A 16180-nucleotide genomic window follows, 5' to 3' on the forward strand; every position below is an offset into this window, starting at 1 on the left:
GACCTCACAGGGGGATGTTGCCGTGCTTCTTGGGCGGCATGGATTCGCGCTTGCCGCGCAGCAGGCTCAGCGCCTTGGCGACGTGGCCGCGAGTGTGCGCGGGCACGATCACCGAGTCGACGTAGCCGCGTTCGGCCGCCGCGTACGGATTCAGCAGGGTGTCCTCGTACTCCTGGATCAGATCGGCGCGCAACGCGTCCACATCGCGACCCTCCGCCGCCGCGTTGGCCAGCGTCTTGCGGTGCACGATGTTCGCCGCGCCCTGCGCGCCCATCACCGCGACCTGCGCGGTGGGCCAGGCCAGGTTGATGTCCGCGCCGAGGTGCTTGGAGCCCATCACGTCGTACGCGCCGCCGTAGGCCTTGCGCGTGATCACCGTGATCAGCGGGACGGTCGCCTCCGCGTACGCGTAGATCAGCTTCGCGCCGCGGCGGATGATGCCGTTCCACTCCTGGTCGGTGCCGGGAAGGAAGCCGGGCACGTCCACGAAGGTCAGCACCGGGATGTTGAACGCGTCGCAGGTCCGCACGAACCGGGCGGCCTTCTCGGACGCGTCGATGTCGAGGCAGCCAGCGAACTGCGTCGGCTGGTTCGCGACGACGCCGACGCTTTGGCCGTCCACCCGGCCGAAGCCGACCAGGATGTTGGGCGCGAACAGCTCGTGCACCTCGAGGAACTCGCCGTCGTCGAGCACCCGGGTGACGACCTCGTGCATGTCGTACGGCGTGTTCGGCGAGTCCGGGATGAGCGTGTCCAGCTCGCGGTCGGTGTCGGTGACGTTCTCGAAGAACCCGGCCGGCGGCGCGTCCGCGTCGAACTCCGGCGGCTCGGACAGGTTGTTCTGCGGCAGGTAGGAGAGCAGTTCCTTGACGTAGGCGATGGCGTCCTCGTCGTCGGAACCGAGGTAGTGCGCGACGCCCGACTTGGTGTTGTGCGTGCGCCCGCCGCCGAGTTCCTCGAAGGTGACGTCCTCGCCGGTCACCGTCTTAACGACGTCCGGTCCGGTGATGAACATCTGCGACGTCTCGTCCACCATCACGACGAAGTCGGTGAGCGCGGGGGAGTAGACGTGGCCGCCCGCGTTCGCGCCCATGATCAGCGAGATCTGCGGGATGACGCCGGAGGCCATGGTGTTGCGGCGGAAGATCTCGCCGTACAGGCCGAGCGAGACGACGCCTTCCTGGATCCGCGCGCCGCCGCCCTCGTTGATGCCGATGATCGGACGGCCGGTCTTGATCGCCAGGTCCATCACCTTGACGATCTTCTCGCCGTAGACCTCGCCGAGCGCGCCGCCGAAGACGGTGACGTCCTGGCTGAACACGCACACCGGACGCCCGTCGACGGTGCCGTACCCGGTGACGACGCCGTCGCCGTACGGGCGGTTCTTCTCCAGCCCGAAGTTCGTGGAGCGGTGCCGCGCCAGCTCGTCCAGCTCGACGAACGAGCCCTCGTCGAGCAGCAGATCGATCCGCTCGCGGGCGGTTTTCTTGCCCTTGGCGTGCTGCTTCTCGATCGCGCGCGCCGAACCGGCGTGCACGGCCTCGTCGTAGCGGCGGTAGAGATCCGCGAGCTTGCCGGCCGTCGTGTGGATGTCCGGTTCTCCCTCGGGCGGCGTCCCGAGCGGCTGCGTCGCACTGCTCATGTGGCGGAGCTTAGCTACTGCGCGGTTGCCGCGCGTGTGGCGTAGGACTCCCTCGTCGCTGTGTCGCAGACCAGCACGCGGCCGTCGAGCGTGCCGATGATCAGCCGGTTCGGGGCAGCCGCGCTCATCGAGAGCGGGACGACCGGGTGCCCGTTGACCTGCAGGTGTTGCCTGCCGAGCAGTTGGCCGTCGGTGGCGTCGAGGGCGACGATCTCGCCGGAGTTGAACGCGACGTAGACGGTGCACCCGATGGTGTCCATCGCGGTGACCTGGTGGTCGGCGGTGAAGACCCACTGGGCTTTTCCGTCGGGATAGGAGCGGCGGACGACGCAGGAATTGCCGGGCTGTAGTCCGGCTCCGCTGTGGACCGCGGTGGCGTGGACGATCGAGCCGTCGACGAAGACGCCCGGGCCGCCGAAGAGGTGCCTGCCTTGCGCCGCGTCCCATTCCAGCGGGAACAAGCGCTCGGTTCGTTGCCGTGTGGGATCGAAGGCGACGATCCATTTGTCCTCGTGCGCTCGGGCGCCCATGCCTTGCAGGAACAGCAGCGTGGGGGCGCGGCGGATGTCGAAGAAGTGGTTGATCAGGTCGTAGCGGCCGAGTTCGACCCGGCTTTCCGACGGCAGTACCTCGGTCGGCCCGGTTTCGGGGCGGATCGCGAGCTGTCCGGTTTCGTCGGTGACGACCACGGCGGGGCGGTCGAAGGCCCGGACCGGTTCGACGTGTCCGTCGGCCAGCCGGACGCGTTCGACGGTCGAGGCCGATCCTGCCCAGCCAGTCCAGGTGTTGAGGACGGCGGTGTTCTCGTGAAGGTCGACGTAGAGCTGGCAGCCGACGCCCGAGGCGGACACGGACCATTCCCGTTCGCCGGTGGCTGACCAGCACTCCACGGCGACCCGATCAAGACTGGCGAGAATCCGCCCGTCGCTCAACGCGGCGACCGCCCACACCTGCCGTCGGCGTTTTTCCGGGGCGAACGGCGTGGCGGTCGGTGCCACAGCGACGCCGTTGACCTGCAGTGAACGGGCCTTCGCCGCTCGCCAGTCCGGCACGGCGATGGCGACGTCCATCGTGGTGGTGCCGAGCTCATTCTCGTCGTCCTCGGTGGGGACCGAAATTTTCGCGTCGAGAGTGTGCCGGTCGCGCCAGCGAAGTCCGGTGACCTCACGGCGGTCCTTCAGCAAAGAGGTCGCGTGGCCGGATTCGAGGTCGAGGACGGTCAGCTCGCCCTCGTAGAAATAGCCGCCGTCGTACGACCCGGAGCCGATGGCGAGGATCGGCAGTTCCGGATGGAACGCCAACGCATTGACCGGCCAATGCAGGCTCACGAGGTGAACGCATTCGAGCGTGTCGGCGCGGTAGACGCCGACACGGGTCCACGCGGTCGGGCCGGACGAACTCGCCACGCTGTGCCCGGCCCACAGCGGACGTCCCAGCGCACCCCCGACGGCCACATGACCCGTGCGGGAATCGGTCTCGGTCAGCCGCACCTCGCCGACTTCGGCGAACCGGCCGTCGCCGAGAACCTGCTGGACGGTCAGCACTTCGGAGTCGGTCACCAGCGAAGCCTATGCCGGGCGTCAGTTGAATTTTCGGCGTCGGCCTGGCCCTGACCGGCGTTCTCCGGCCTAGGGTGGGCAGCGTGCTGCTCGCCGACGCCTCGGTCCGCTCGCTCGGGCCTGCCGACCTGTCCGCCTGCCTCGACCTCGGAACCGATCGTGGGTGGCCGCGCGAAGAGCGGAAATGGGCGATGCTGCTGGACGTCGGCCGCGGATTCGGCATCGACGCCCCGGACGGCGGCCTCGCCGCGGCGGCGGTGCTCACCCGGACCGGGCCGACCGCGAGCGTGTCGATGGTCGTCGTCGCGGAGCGGTTCGCGCGGCAGGGGCTCGGCCGTCGCGTGACCGCGCGGGCGCTCGACGAAGCCGGTGATGCGGTGGTGTCCTTGCACACCACGGAAAACGCGCGTCCGCTGTACGAATCGATGGGCTTCGAATTCGACGGCGGCTGCAACGACCATCGCGGCCGGTTCACCGACGACGGTGGTCCAGCGGCGCGGCCGATCGGTCCGGCGGACGTGGCGCGAGTGTACGAATTGGACAGTGCTTCACAAGGCTTCGCGCGGCGGGAGTTGTTGAACCGCATGCTGTTCGAGGCTGACCACGTCTACGTAACTGACGACGGTTATGCACTCGGCACCGCGCAGGCCGGAGTCTTGGTGATCGGTCCGGTGGTGGCCGCGGACGAGGAGCAGGCTCGCGCACTGATCCGCGGCATCGCCCGCACCACGCCGGGCGATCTCCGGCTGGCGGTGGACCACCGGTTCCCGGAGCTGTCGGCGTGGTGCGAGGCGCGCGGGCTGGCGGTGCACGGTCCGGCCCCTCGGCTGGTGCTCCACGGAAAGGCGTTGCCGGGACCGGCGGAGGTGCGGTTTTCGCCGTACAACACCGCTCTCGGCTAGCTGTACCGCTTCCTGACCTCGGCGCGCCGCTCCGCCGACCAAGGCTCCAGCTCCACCTTGAACGTCCCGGCGAACAACGCGTTCAGCTGCTCATGCCGACCCGTCAGCAGGTTCGGCAGCTGATCGGCAAGCTCCGCCGGAACGGTCTGCGTCAGCTCCACCCGCACCCCGTCCAGCGGATCCGCGGTCACCTCCCACCGCACGCGCCCAGCCGGTTTCCCATCGTGCAGCCAGGTGTGGGCCAGCACCTCCGGCGACCGCGACTCCAGCACCTCCGCGCCGTCTTCCGGCTGCGGCAACCGGTTCCAGACGTCCTCGGCGGGCGGCCAGACCAGGTCGCGGCGGAAGCGGATCGTCCCGCCGTCCAGGACTTCGCCGTCCTCCAGGCCGAATTCCTCGATGTAGCGCACCATCCGCGCGTGCCAGTCGGTCGGCATCTCCGGCGTCCGGCCGTCCAGCGAGGCTTCGAGGGAATCCAGGCAGGCGACCCAGCCGGTGACGTGCCGTCCCGCGCCGAGCAGGGCGAGGTCCGGTTCGCCGCGGTTGAAAACGTGCGTGAAGGCGAGCTTGCTGCCCGCGCCGTCGGCCGACAACTCGATGCGGATCAGGTCCGAGTTCCAGGTGAACTCGAAGACCTCCGGCGGCCGGTAACCGAGGATCTCGCCCTCGCTGACGTCCCCGGTCTCGGTGAAGGTGAACGTGATCTTCCCGCCCGGGGCCGGGGTTTCCGGCAGGGCGACGGCGGCCGGGAACCAGTGCGCCAGCTCTTCCGGCGAGGTGACCGCGCGCCACACCTTCTCCGGCGGATGCGCCAGGGTCCGTTCGAGTTTCACGCTCGGTCGTCCGCCAGGAGTGGTTCGCAGGATCGCCATGCCCGTATATAACCACGGAGGTATATACGGGTCAAGCCGTCAGGTGCACTGCGTACCCCGTCTGACCTGGGGCGACCTCGGGCAGCAGGACGAGCCGCCGGTCGTAGTCGCCGCCGTCCTGCGTGCGATACGGCAGCGGATCGGTCGTTTCCAGGGAGTGCAAACGTTTGCGCAGCCGCTCGGCGACGCAGTCGAACTTCTCCGGCGTCATCCGGTTCGTGCCGGTCACCTTGAGCGGCGGCAGGACCGTCATGCCGGTGTAGAAGAGCGTCGCGTGCTGGACGTTGAACAGCAGATCGTCCAGCGAACCGTGCGCGCCGCGCGGGCCGAGGCTGTCCTCGTGCGCCCCGGCGGTGACGATGACCATCGCGCGTTTCCCGGCCAGCACACCGTTGCCGTAGCGCAGGGTATGGCCGGTTTCGTCGCGGTAGTCGTAGCCGTATCCCTGCACGAAAACGCGGTCGAACCAGCCCTTCAAGATGGCTGGCGTGTCCGCCCACCAGAGCGGGAACTGGACGACGACGGTGTCCGCCCAGTCGAGCTTTTCGTGCTCGATCCGGACGTCCTCAGGCACGGTGGCGATCTCGTCGACGATCGGGTTCCAGCGCATCGCGTAGAGATCGGATTCGCGCACGTCATGGCCAAGGTTGCGAAGGGTGGTGACGCCCTCGTCGCGGAGCGCGCCGTTGAGCGAGGCGGGGTCGGGGTGGGCGTAGATCCACAAGACGTTCATGAGGCCAGGGTGCAACCGGCGAAACGGCCAAAACAGTGGCCCGATGGCCACCTTGTGCAAGAATCGGGCCATGGCTGTTTTTCGTCATCCGGAGCGGCACAAGGTCGCGGTGCTGGTGCGGCACGGCATGCTCGTGATGGAGCTCGGCATCGTCCACCGGCTGTTCGGCCAGGCCAAATCCGCGGCCGGCGAGCGCTTGTACGAGGTCGTCACCTGCACGCCGGAGCCCGGCGACATCCGCACCGACTCGGACTTCACGATCCCGGTCGCGCAAGGACCGGAGGCGGTGGCCGAGGCCGACACGGTGATCGTGCCCGCGTCGTCGCTCGAGTACGAGCCCACCGGACGGCAGCTGACCCCGCAGCTCAAGCACGCGATGAGCCTGGTGTGCCCGGACAGCCGGATCGCCTCGATCTGCACCGGCGCGTACGTGCTCGCCGCGATGGGCCTGCTCGACGGCCGGCGCGCGACCACGCACTGGCGTTCGGCGTGCGAGTTCCAGCTCGAATACCCGCGCGTGCAACTCGACCCGGACGTGCTCTACACCGAGGACGGCAACGTCTTCACCTCGGCGGGCGTCGCGTCCGGCATCGACCTCTGCCTGCACATGATCCGCCGCGACTTCGGCGCGACGGTCGCCAACGAGGTCGCCCGCGGCACGGTCGTTTCGCCGCATCGCGAGGGCGGTCAGGCCCAGTTCATCCGCCGTCCGGTGCCGGAGCCGAGGTCGTCGTCCACCTCGGCCGCGCGGGCGTGGGCGCTGGAGCATCTCGACCAGGCGATCACGCTGCGCGACCTGGCGGTGCGCGAGTCGATGAGCACGCGCACGTTCACCCGGCGGTTCCGGGACGAGGTCGGGATGTCGGCGCTGCAGTGGCTGACCCAGCAGCGAGTGGAGCGTGCGCGGCAGTTGCTGGAGGAGTCGGAGCTGCCGGTGGACCGGGTCGCCGCGGCGTGCGGATTCGGGACGGCTGCGTCGCTGCGCCAGCACCTGCAGGCCGCGCTCGGGGTTTCGCCGAGCGCCTACCGGACGACGTTCCGCCGACCGGCCTGAATGCGGCGGTCCGTGGCAGCGCTGTTCGCAAGCTGCCACGGACCGACCCCCAGCGGCACTCATCCTGTCGAGCGGGCTGGGGTGTTCGGTACCCCGGTGACCAGGTCTTACAGAATCTGACACGCGTCAGGAGACGACCGTCACCAGTACATACACCGGGCGGCGGGTCGAGAAGAACTCCGCGCCGTTCGCGTCGACCATCTTCCAGCCGATCCAGCAGCGCCCGGGCGCGGACGAGGCGGTCAGCGGAATGCTCACCATCACGTGGTCGCCGGGCGGGGTGTCGCCGATCAGCACCCGGTCCGGGGTGCGGCAGGAGCCGGGGGCCGGCGGCAGGTCCATCCGCTGCAGGTACCGCTGATGCCAGGCCACCGAGCCGGTGTTCTTCAGCTCCCACACCTTCTGGACGGTCTCGCCGACGTGGATCACGGTGCCGTCGGGCACGGTCACGTCGCCGACGAACTGGGAGTTGTCGCCGGGGAGGCGCGCACCGACGTCGACCATGGTGCCGTTGGTCAGCTTCGGCACCACGATCGCGGCGACGGCGGCGAGCAGCACGACGACGAACGCGACCGCGGCCAGCGCGTACTTGCGGCGGCGGGGCTTCTCCGGGACGACCGGTTCCGAGGTGATCAGCACCGGTTCCGCGGCCGTGTTGACGATCGCGACCTCGCCCGGTGCGGCGATCTCAGGTTCCGGCGGCACGCCTTTCAGCTCTTCCCAGCGTCGCCGCCACTGCTGTTCGTCCGCGTCGCACGCCCGGACGAACTCGCGCGTGGTGTCCCACGACGGGAACCGGGTGCCGCGAACCGCCTCGTGCAGCGTGGTGTGGGAGATCTGCCCGGAGCGGTCGGCCATCTTGCGAAACGACGGATTCCCGGCCCGCGCGCGCAGTGCGGCGAGTTCCGCGGAGAGCACCTCGGCGGCAGATTGCCCGTCGCCCATCGCTCTCCCTGGTTGTCAGATCCGCTGGTCGGACCAGTCTGACATTCCAGTTCGGCACAGCTGGGCGCACCCCGGTCGCGGCCCCGGCGAGGCGGCCGCGACCGGCGCGCGTCACTGCCAGGCGTCGGAGATCGGCGTCTCGTTCGCCGCGTTGCCGATGCCGGGGAGACCGTTGGCGGCCTCCATGGTGCGCAGCACGGTGTAGTGGTTGATCGTCTCCGAGTAGTCCCCTTGCTTCACGTGCGCGCCGGTGAAGCTCGTGTAGATCTGGTTCGTCGAGGTGCCTTCGTCCTCGTCGAACGTCACGATCAGCAGGCTGTTGTGCGTTTTGGCCCACTGTGCGTAGCCGTCGAGGTTGTTCTTCAGCCAGGTGTCGCCGGTGCCGACCGAGCAGTCGTGCATGTCGTTGCACATGTTCGGCGTCACGAACGAAACGCTGGGCAGCTGCGAGTAGTCTGACGGGAACTGCGAGTAGCGCAGGTTGCTCGACGCGGGCACGTTCGAGAAGTCGACCCAGCTGTTGTGCTTGCGCCGGTACTCGCCGGACGAGCAGCCGGTGTAGCCGTCGGACGGCATGGACTCCGAGTAGCCGGTGAACGTCTTCCCCGCGCCGGCGAGCTGCGAACCGAGGTTGTCCACCGCGCCGAGGTTTTGCGGGCAGGTGTCGTCGGTGACGCCCTGGGTGTCGCCCGAGAACAGCGCGACGTAGTTCGGCTGGCTCGGGTGCGTGAGCGCGTGGGAGTCGGTGAAGTTCGCGCCCTGCGCGGCGAGCGAGGCGAAGTAAGGCGCGGTGGTCGAGTCGATCGACGTCGACGACTCGTTCTCGAACATCACGAGCACGACGTGGTCGAAGGTGGGCACGGTTGCCGCTGCTGAGGCTGGTTGGGCGGCGGTTGCCGCACCGAGAATTGCCGTCGCGACGGCGGCCACGATCCGCTTGCGGAACACAGGTCCTCCAAGATCGGTCGGGAAATGCGCTCAGGTGGGAGCGGCATAGACCGTGCCACGGCGGAGGTGTCCCGGAGAGCGGTCGGTGGGTGAATTACTGGCGACCACTCGTCCGGGGCACGACTTTCGAAGGGTCAGCGCGCGAGCAGGTCCCGCAGGGATTTCGTAACGCTGGCAGGGGAAGTCTCGGCCATGAAATGTCCACTGTGTACGGTTTCGTGCACGCAGTCCGGTGCCCACGCGCGCCAGAGCGCGGCCGCGTCGAAGCCCAGCGCGTCGCCCCAGCCCTGCTGCAGGACTGTGGTCGGCATCTTCAATTGGCGGCCCGCGTCGCGGTCGATGCGGTCGTGTTCGAGGTCGATGCCCGCGGAGGCGCGGTAGTCGGCGACGATCGACGGGACCGCGTTCCGGCTCGCTTCGAGGTAGCGGGCGCGGACGTCGGCCGGAATGGACTCCGGGTCGGCGCCCCACTGGTCGAGGAAGTAGCCGAAGAACGCGTCCGGCGCGCCGCTGATCAGCTGCTCGGGCAGGCCGGGCGGCTGCGCCATCAGGTAGAGGTGGAAGGCGACCGCCGCGCTGACGCCGTGCAGCACATCCCACATGTCCAGCGTCGGCAGCACGTCGAGGATGGCCAGGTGGGACACGTGATCCGGGTGGTCGAGGCCGGCGCGGATCGCGACGAGCGCGCCGCGGTCGTGCCCGGCCAGCGCGAACTGTTCGTGGCCGAAGGCGCGGGCGAGCGCGACGACGTCGGCGGCCATAGTGCGCTTCGAGTAGGTCTCGCCGGTGTCGGCGGGCTTGTCGCTGTCGCCGTAGCCGCGCAGGTCAGGGCACAGCACGGTGTGGTCGGCGGCGAGGTCGGCGGCGACGTGCCGCCACATCAGGTGGGTCTGCGGGAAGCCGTGCAGCAGGACGACCGGCGAGCCGGAGCCCGCGACCGCCACGTTGAGGGACACGCCATCGGCGACGGGTACCCGCTGGTAGTCGAAGTTCATGCGACCCAGCGTGCGCCGGGCCGATCAGCAACCGATCAGCGCCGACTGAGCTGATTACAGTACGGAACCGATGACCATTTCGTTCTCGGTGCTGGGCCCGCTGACGGCCCACGACGCGCGCGGGCCGGTGCCGCTGCCCGGGCCGCGGCATCGCTTGGTGCTCGCGCGGCTTCTCGTCGCCCGCGGACAGGTGGTTTCGACGGACGCGCTGGTTGACGCGTTGTGGACCGAGCCGCGAGCGGGCGCGGTCGGCGCGGTGCAGACCTTCGTCGGCGCGCTGCGGCGTTCGCTGGAGCCGGACCGCCCGCCGCGGACGCCCGCGAAACTGCTGGTCACGACCGGGCCGGGGTATGCGCTGCGTGCTGAACCGGCGCAGGTTGACGCCTGGCGATTTGAGGCCTTGCTGCGCGGGACGCCGTCGGTCGCGCAGTTGGACGAGGCGCTCGGCTGGTGGCGCGGCGAGCCGTACGCGGAGTTCGCCGACGAACCGTGGGCGCGTTCCGAACGGGCTCGGCTCGACGAACTTCGGTTGCTCGCCTTGGAGCGGCGGGCGGCCGGCTTGCTGGATCTCGGCCGCGCCGCCGAAGCGGTACCGGATCTGGAGTCCCTTGTGGACGCTCATCCGCTGCGCGAGGAAGCTTGGCGGCTGCTGGCGCTCGCGTTGTACCGCGCCGGGCGCCAGGGTGATGCGCTCGCCGCGTTGCGTCGGGCGCGGGCCGGGCTGGCGGCGGAGCTAGGCGTCGATCCTGGACCGGCGTTGCGGCAGGTGGAGCAGGACATTCTCGCGCAGGCCCCGCAATTGGCGCCGTCGGTTTCCGGCCGGTTGGCCGGGCGAGACGCGGAGTTGACGCGGCTCGCCGAAGTCGCGGCGGAAGTGGCTGACCGCAAGCGATTCCGGCTTGTGCTCGTGTCCGGCGAGGCGGGTGCGGGAAAGACCGCGCTGGTCGAGGAATTCGCCGCGCGGCTGGGCTGGACGACGGCGTGGGGAACGAATCCGGACGGTGCCGGGGTGCCGCCCGCTTGGCCGTGGACCCGGATCCTCGCCGCGCTAGGCGAACCGGTCCCGCCGCGGTCCGCGGGCGGTGACCCGGCGGTGGCGCGGTTCGAATGGCATCAGGCGATGAGCGCGCGGATCGCGGAGGTGGCCCGCCGGGGTCCGCTGCTGCTTGTGCTGGACGATGTGCATTGGGCGGGCGAGGAAACTCTGGCGCTGCTGACGTCGATGACCGCGGCTCCAGTGCTGTTGATCGCGACGTATCGGACCACCGAAGTCTCCGCGGAACTGACCGCTGCGTTGGGCAGGCTCGCGCGCGCCGACCCGATTCGGCTGTACCTCGGCGGGCTTTCGGTCGAGGCAGTCGCTGAGTTGGTCGGTCCGGAGTCCGCCGCGGTGATTCATCGACGGTCTGGCGGAAATCCGTTCTTCGTCAAGGAACTAGCTCGCGCTCTGGATGCCGAAGGCGACCTCCCGGACGGAGTACGCGACGTCGTCCGGAACCGGATCGCCGCGCTGCCCGACCACGTGCGCGCGGTACTCGGGAAAGCTGCGGTGATCGGCGCGGACGTCGACCTTGGTCTACTCGGCGACGTCCTCGACGAGCTGGAAACCGCTGTACAGGCGGGGTTTTTAACCGAAAGCGGACCGCGTGCATTCCGGTTCGCGCACGCGCTCGTCCGCGACGCTGTCTACGACGACCTTTCGCTGGCTCGGCGCGCACAGCTGCACCGTGAAGTCGGTGAGGCTTTAGCGAGTCGTCGGCCATCCGAGATTTCCTTGCTGGCCCACCACTTCCTGCTCGCTGGAGACGATCGCGGTACCGCCTATGCGCAAGCAGCGGCGGAACGCGCCGAACGGGATTTCGCGCCCCACGAGGCGCTTCGGCTCTGGCAAGCCGCACTGGCGCAAGGACCGCGTACTGTCGAATTGCTGATGGGCTTGGCCCGGACGTCCGCGTTCACCGGTTCCTTGTCCGCCGCACGCCGATACCGTGCCGAGGCATTGGACCTCGCCGGTGATGATTCCGCTTTGACCATAAGGGTTCTGACCGCGTTCGACGTGCCGGGAATCTGGACCGAGAACGACGACCCCGCGCTGGCCCGCCGCATCGCCGACGCCGCCGAACGCGTCCACGCCACCGATCCGTACGTCCGCGCTCGGCTGCTCGCGACCGTCGCGTTGGAATTGCGCAACGAAGGCGGTCAACGCGCCCACGACGCGGCCGTCGAAGCGGAGAAACTGGCACGGTCCGCCGGGGATCCGGCGCTGCTGGCGTTGGCGTTGAACGCACGCTGGACGCAGACTTTCACCCGTGCTGGCCTGGCCCCGGAACGCGCCCGGATCGGCGAAGAACTGGTCGAACTCGCTGCCCGCCACCGTTTGGTGACGTTCGAGGTACTCGGTCACCTCGTGCTGATGCAGGCTCGCTCAGCGCTCGCCGACTTCGCCTCCGCCGACGAACACGCGACCGCGGCGGATCGACTGGGGGAGCAGTACGACCTCCCGCTCGTCAGCGTCTTCACCGACTGGTACCGCGCGCTCCGTCTGGCCGTCACCGGCCCGGTCGCCGCCGCGGAAGCCGCCTATCGCAGCGCCGCGGCTAGGTTGTCCGGCAGCGGAATGTCCGGAGTGGACCGTGGACTGCTGCCGCTGGCCCGGCATTGCCTTTACCTGCAACACGATCTGGAATCCACAGTCGACTTCACTCTGCCGCCAGATCGCCCGGACCTGTTCCTGGAACTGCGGGCGTGCCTCACCGCCTCGACCGGAGACGCGCGCGAACTGTACGAGCGACTGATCCCAGCGGAGAACGAACTGGCCGGTGCCGGTTCCGGCGTGGTGACACTGGGGCCAGTCGCCTATTACCTGGGCGAGTTGGCCGTCCGATTAGGACTGCCGTCCGAAGAGCACTACCGCAAGGCTGCTGAAGTAGCCCGCCGCGCAGGCGCCGCGCATTGGGTCAGTCGACTACGTACCATTTGCCGCCGCGCTTCTCCATAACCACGTCGCCGATGTCGCTTTTGGCGAACTTGACGGACGCCTTCACCGCGCTCGCCGGAATCTCGACCTTGCCGGCCCCGTCCTTGATCTTGGACCGGTCGACAGCCGCGGTCAGCATGGCCTTCTTCTGCGTGGCGGAGAGCATCTTGAACGACATCGGCATCGTCTTCTCGCACGGCCCGAAGCCCTCGTCTTCCGCCTTCTTGAGGGCTGGACCGGCGATCTCGCACACTGTCGCGAGGTCCTCCCTGCCCGCCGCGTGCAGGAAGGTCTCGTACCGCTCGACCGCGTCACCGCCGGTCGCCTCCGCCGCAGTTGACGACGATGGCGCGGCGGAGGTGGCAGGTGAAGGCTTTGGGGCCGAGGAAGACGCGGGGGCGGTCGAGGGCGCGGGGGAGGCGGTGCCGCCGCTTTCTCCGGAACAGCTGGTGATCAGCAGAGCAGCGCCCACGGCAAGAACGGAGACAATGCGAGCGGACATGGCGTGCCTTTCCCATCAGGAAGAATGCTCCGGAGCATAAGCGACAGACGGGCGCTGCGTGCGAAAACGGAAATATTGCCGCTTGCGCCGAGCCCTCGGCCTAAGTATAGAATGACTTCATTGTGAAGGACGTACATAAATCCTCGACCACGGACGAAGCGGGTCTGCTCTACGACCCAGGGGTCCGAGAAGCGATGAGCGCGTTCGCGCTGGGCGGCAACACTCTCGCGTTGGAAGCGGCCGCGGCGATCCGCTCCGCCGCACAAGCTGTCGACCGACTGCGCGGACACGGTGCGGGCGGACGCGGTCTCAGCACGGGAGCGCTCGATGTCCTCGCGCGGTTGAGCAGCGGCCCCGAAACGGGCCTCAGCATCGGCGAGCTCGCTCGCGCCGCGGGGGTCAGTTCGCGGAATGTCACCGGCTTGGTCGACACGCTCGCCCGCGATCAGCTGGCCGAACGCGTCCAAGACCAGCACGACCGCCGGTCGGTCCGCGCCAGGATCACGCCTGCCGGCCGCGAATGGCTGGCTTCCTTCCGCGAACCGACGCAACGCGCGATGACCGCCCTGTTCCGCGGCTTCAGCCCGGAAGAACTCGCCCAGTACCGGCACCTGTGCCTTCGCCTGGCGGAAAACCAGCGCCAGCTCGAGCGGCATCTTCCCCAGGAGACACCATGACCGCGGAAACCCGGCGCACCGTCCGGGCCTATCACGAAGCCCGGTTCCGGGGCGACGTCCCGGCCGCCGCGGCCCGGATCGGCGAGGAATTCAGCTTCCGCAGCCCGTTCATCACCTCGGAAAGCGCGACCGGCCACCTCGACGGAATCGACGGAATGCTGTCCATCGTCACCGGGGTCGAGCTGATCAGCGAGCTGTACAGCGACGCCGAAGCCACCTTGGTCTACGACGTGCACACCGCCTCGCCGGTCGGCACCCAGCGCACCGCCGAACACTTCCGCCTCGCCGACGGGCGGATCACGTCGATCCTGCTGATTTTCGACGCGACCCCGTGGCACGCCGTGATGGCCGCGGCCAGACCCGCCTGAGGTCAGTTCGCCGGACGCCCCGCCCCGGCGTAATCGTCGCCGGGCCGGTGGAACGTGTGGATCTGGATCGCCTGTCCCTCGGTCGGCGCGTTGATCATCAGGCCGTTCCCGAGATACAGCCCCACGTGGTGGATGTGCGCCGGGCTGCCGTAAAAGACGAGATCGCCCAGCTGCGGTTCCTGCCCGCCGGGAACCGGCGGCATCGAACGGAACTGGCTGTCCGCGGTGCGCGGCAAGGAAACCCCGGCGCTGTCGTAAGAAGCCTTGGTGAGACCCGAGCAGTCGAACCCGGCCGCGCCCGCGTCGGGACCGTTGCCGCCCCACACGTACGGCAGGCCGAGTTGGCCGAGCGCGAACCGCGCGGCGTGCACCGACGGCGCGTTCGACTTCGCCGGGTCCAGGGAAAGCGTCGCGTACAGCTGGGCGTAGCCGAGCACTCGCTGCCGGAACAGCTCCATGCCGCTGCCGTTCTCATACCCGGCCAGCGCCTTCCACCAGCCGTTGCCCGCGGACAGGTCGACGCCGCTCGCGCACAGTGCGCGGCCTGCGGCGACGGAGGCGGACGACGGGTCGGACAGCGCCGGGTTCGCGATGCCGGCAATCTGCGCGCCGTACTTCTTCCACTGCGGCGTCGAAAGCCCCATCGCGGCACCGTCGCCGCGGCCGTGGTTGTTTCCGGCGACGCCGAGGCCCGCCAGGGTGACCCACGACAGGTGACAGTCCGGGCGCTCCTTGCGCATGGTCAGCTCGCCGTTCGCGTAGCCGAGCAACGCGGGAGCCGGGATGTCCAACGGCCCGGCGAGCGAATCCGCCCACTTCTGCAGCGGAGCGGGACCGCCGCCTCCGCCTGCCGCGCCCTGAGCCGGTTCCTGCGCTTGCACCGGAGCGCTCGCCTGCAGCACCGACGGGCCGCTGACGGTCTGCGTCGGCACTGGCGCGGTGAGCGCGGCCTGCGCCGGAACGGGAGCGGGCTGATCGCGTCCGGCGACCAGCCAACCCGCGGTGGCGAGTCCGGCGACCAGCGGCAACGCCACGAGCCCTCGATACAGCGCGCCACGAGCCCAGGTGGGCTTCTGCGGCGCGTCGGCGGTGGGGGTCTCCGGCGTCACGGCGTCCAATCTAGAAGAGCGCACCTCTGGGTAACGAGCGAACGGCTTGCACGTTAGGGGGACTCTCATATTGTGGGCACATGGCTGAACTCGACGCGGCGCGGCTGCGGGACGGACTCGGCGGCCGCTACGCCCGCCTCGACGTCGTGGAGACGACCGGTTCCACCAACGCTGACCTGCGGAAAGCCCTCACCGAAGGCGCGGCGGACCGGACCGTTTTGCTGGCCGAACACCAGACGGCAGGCGTGGGACGGCGGGCTCGTTCGTGGAGTTCGCCGAAGGGGGCCGGGCTGTACCTGAGCATCGCGCTGCGCCCGGCGGGCGTGCCGTTCTCCGCGCTCGGCTCACTGTCTGTGGTCGCTGGTCTCGCGGTGCACGCGCTCGCCACCGATCTGGGTGTCGACGTCGCCCTCAAATGGCCTAACGACGTGCTCGCCGGACCGGACCGAGCCAAATGCGCGGGCATCCTCGCCGAGGCCGTCGGCACCGACGACGCGGCTGTGGTGCTGGGCATCGGGCTCAACGTCCTGCCGCTCGGCGACGACGTCCCGGCCGGTCCGGGCGGCCTGCCCGCGACCTCGCTCGCCGAACAGGGCGCGACGACCACCGACCGCACCGAGATCGCGGTCGGCCTGCTGACCAGGTTCGACGACCTCGAACGCCGCTGGCGGACCGCGGGCGGAGACCTCACCGAGGCGGGACTGCTCGGCGACTACCGCGCCCGGTGCGCGACGCTCGGCCAGGACGTCAAGGTGCAGTTGCCGGACGGGTCGACCCTCACCGGCCGCGCCGCGGACCTCGACGCGTCCGGCCAGTTGCAGGTCGACGTCGCCGACGGGCGGCGGCTGACCGTTTTCGCCGGTGATGTGGTGCACGTCCGCCCGGCTTGACCGGAAC

15 protein-coding genes are annotated in these 16180 nt (G+C 69.3%); 6 read left to right on the forward strand and 9 right to left on the reverse strand.

What is annotated here, in order from left to right; translation table 11 throughout:
- Positions 1-4: 4 nt before the first annotated feature.
- Positions 5-1642: an acyl-CoA carboxylase subunit beta gene (locus tag ABZX37_RS30415; RefSeq protein ID WP_344288827.1), complete on the reverse strand. Its 1638-nt coding sequence runs from the start codon at positions 1640-1642 to the stop codon at positions 5-7.
- A gap of 14 nt (positions 1643-1656) precedes the next feature.
- Positions 1657-3201: a hypothetical protein gene (locus ABZX37_RS30420; RefSeq protein WP_354745312.1), complete on the reverse strand. Its 1545-nt coding sequence runs from the start codon at positions 3199-3201 to the stop codon at positions 1657-1659.
- An 83-nt stretch (positions 3202-3284) separates the two neighbouring features.
- Here ABZX37_RS30420 and ABZX37_RS30425 point away from each other — a divergent pair, with 83 nt between their 5' ends.
- Positions 3285-4103, forward strand: a complete 819-nt coding sequence (locus tag ABZX37_RS30425) for a GNAT family N-acetyltransferase (protein ID WP_354745314.1) — start codon at positions 3285-3287, stop codon at positions 4101-4103.
- On the opposite strand, the gene ABZX37_RS30430 is transcribed toward ABZX37_RS30425, so the two are convergent.
- Both ABZX37_RS30430 and ABZX37_RS30435 read right to left on the reverse strand, forming a co-directional pair.
- Positions 4100-4936, reverse strand: coding sequence for an SRPBCC domain-containing protein (locus ABZX37_RS30430; protein WP_354745316.1), 837 nt, complete (start codon positions 4934-4936; stop codon positions 4100-4102). The two genes, ABZX37_RS30425 and ABZX37_RS30430, sit on opposite strands and share 4 nt — an antisense overlap.
- 70 nt (positions 4937-5006) lie before the next feature.
- A complete protein-coding gene (locus ABZX37_RS30435) occupies positions 5007-5708 on the reverse strand; it encodes an NAD(P)H-dependent oxidoreductase (protein WP_354745318.1) in 702 nt (233 codons plus the stop codon).
- A gap of 70 nt (positions 5709-5778) precedes the next feature.
- On the opposite strand from ABZX37_RS30435, the gene ABZX37_RS30440 reads away from it, so the two are divergent.
- Positions 5779-6762 carry a helix-turn-helix domain-containing protein gene (locus ABZX37_RS30440; RefSeq protein WP_354745320.1) on the forward strand — a complete coding sequence of 328 codons (984 nt, stop codon included), beginning with the start codon at positions 5779-5781 and terminating at the stop codon, positions 6760-6762.
- 126 nt (positions 6763-6888) lie between these two features.
- Here ABZX37_RS30440 and ABZX37_RS30445 read toward each other — a convergent pair whose 3' ends face one another.
- The 3 genes from ABZX37_RS30445 to ABZX37_RS30455 form a co-directional block, all read right to left on the reverse strand.
- Entirely contained in the window at positions 6889-7707 is an 819-nt protein-coding gene (locus ABZX37_RS30445) for an NBR1-Ig-like domain-containing protein (RefSeq protein WP_354745322.1), read from the reverse strand.
- Between the two features lie 111 nt (positions 7708-7818).
- The gene (locus tag ABZX37_RS30450) at positions 7819-8568 is read right to left on the reverse strand and encodes an alkaline phosphatase family protein (RefSeq protein WP_354745324.1); all 750 of its coding nucleotides are present in this window, start codon (positions 8566-8568) and stop codon (positions 7819-7821) included.
- 221 nt (positions 8569-8789) lie between these two features.
- Complete coding sequence (locus tag ABZX37_RS30455; protein ID WP_354745326.1) at positions 8790-9650, reverse strand: alpha/beta hydrolase; 861 nt, start codon at positions 9648-9650, stop codon at positions 8790-8792.
- A 70-nt stretch (positions 9651-9720) separates the two neighbouring features.
- On the opposite strand from ABZX37_RS30455, the gene ABZX37_RS30460 reads away from it, so the two are divergent.
- On the forward strand, positions 9721-12648 hold the full coding sequence (locus tag ABZX37_RS30460) for a BTAD domain-containing putative transcriptional regulator (protein ID WP_354745328.1): 2928 nt from the start codon (positions 9721-9723) through the stop codon (positions 12646-12648).
- Here the strand turns inward: ABZX37_RS30460 and ABZX37_RS30465 are convergent.
- Positions 12608-13129, reverse strand: a complete 522-nt coding sequence (locus ABZX37_RS30465) for a hypothetical protein (RefSeq protein ID WP_354745330.1) — start codon at positions 13127-13129, stop codon at positions 12608-12610. The genes ABZX37_RS30460 and ABZX37_RS30465 overlap by 41 nt on opposite strands.
- 122 nt (positions 13130-13251) lie before the next feature.
- Here ABZX37_RS30465 and ABZX37_RS30470 point away from each other — a divergent pair, with 122 nt between their 5' ends.
- Together ABZX37_RS30470 and ABZX37_RS30475 are read left to right on the forward strand one after the other, a co-directional pair.
- A complete protein-coding gene (locus ABZX37_RS30470; protein WP_354745332.1) occupies positions 13252-13806 on the forward strand; it encodes a MarR family transcriptional regulator in 555 nt (184 codons plus the stop codon).
- Positions 13803-14174 carry a hypothetical protein gene (locus ABZX37_RS30475; RefSeq protein WP_354745334.1) on the forward strand — a complete coding sequence of 124 codons (372 nt, stop codon included), beginning with the start codon at positions 13803-13805 and terminating at the stop codon, positions 14172-14174. Before ABZX37_RS30470 ends, ABZX37_RS30475 begins: the two co-directional genes overlap by 4 nt.
- A 2-nt stretch (positions 14175-14176) precedes the next feature.
- On the opposite strand, the gene ABZX37_RS30480 is transcribed toward ABZX37_RS30475, so the two are convergent.
- The gene (locus ABZX37_RS30480; RefSeq protein WP_354745336.1) at positions 14177-15283 is read right to left on the reverse strand and encodes a C40 family peptidase; all 1107 of its coding nucleotides are present in this window, start codon (positions 15281-15283) and stop codon (positions 14177-14179) included.
- 80 nt (positions 15284-15363) lie between these two features.
- Between ABZX37_RS30480 and ABZX37_RS30485 the strand changes: the two genes are divergently transcribed.
- Positions 15364-16173 carry a biotin--[acetyl-CoA-carboxylase] ligase gene (locus ABZX37_RS30485; RefSeq protein WP_354745338.1) on the forward strand — a complete coding sequence of 270 codons (810 nt, stop codon included), beginning with the start codon at positions 15364-15366 and terminating at the stop codon, positions 16171-16173.
- Positions 16174-16180: the final 7 nt, after the last annotated feature.

The organism is Amycolatopsis sp. NPDC004079, from assembly GCF_040610415.1.
Lineage (GTDB): Bacteria > Actinomycetota > Actinomycetes > Mycobacteriales > Pseudonocardiaceae > Amycolatopsis > Amycolatopsis halotolerans.

Bases quoted from the DNA above. Each gene is read 5' to 3' on its own strand.
- ABZX37_RS30440 (WP_354745320.1), top strand. From the start codon at position 5,779: ATGGCTGTTTTTCGTCATCCGGAGCGGCACAAGGTCGCGGTGCTGGTG.
- ABZX37_RS30485 (WP_354745338.1), top strand. From the start codon at position 15,364: ATGGCTGAACTCGACGCGGCGCGGCTGCGGGACGGACTCGGCGGCCGC.
- ABZX37_RS30415 (WP_344288827.1), bottom strand. From the start codon at position 1,642: ATGAGCAGTGCGACGCAGCCGCTCGGGACGCCGCCCGAGGGAGAACCG.
- ABZX37_RS30445 (WP_354745322.1), bottom strand. From the start codon at position 7,707: ATGGGCGACGGGCAATCTGCCGCCGAGGTGCTCTCCGCGGAACTCGCC.
- ABZX37_RS30475 (WP_354745334.1), top strand. From the start codon at position 13,803: ATGACCGCGGAAACCCGGCGCACCGTCCGGGCCTATCACGAAGCCCGG.
- ABZX37_RS30465 (WP_354745330.1), bottom strand. From the start codon at position 13,129: ATGTCCGCTCGCATTGTCTCCGTTCTTGCCGTGGGCGCTGCTCTGCTG.
- ABZX37_RS30460 (WP_354745328.1), top strand. From the start codon at position 9,721: ATGACCATTTCGTTCTCGGTGCTGGGCCCGCTGACGGCCCACGACGCG.
- ABZX37_RS30455 (WP_354745326.1), bottom strand. From the start codon at position 9,650: ATGAACTTCGACTACCAGCGGGTACCCGTCGCCGATGGCGTGTCCCTC.
- ABZX37_RS30435 (WP_354745318.1), bottom strand. From the start codon at position 5,708: ATGAACGTCTTGTGGATCTACGCCCACCCCGACCCCGCCTCGCTCAAC.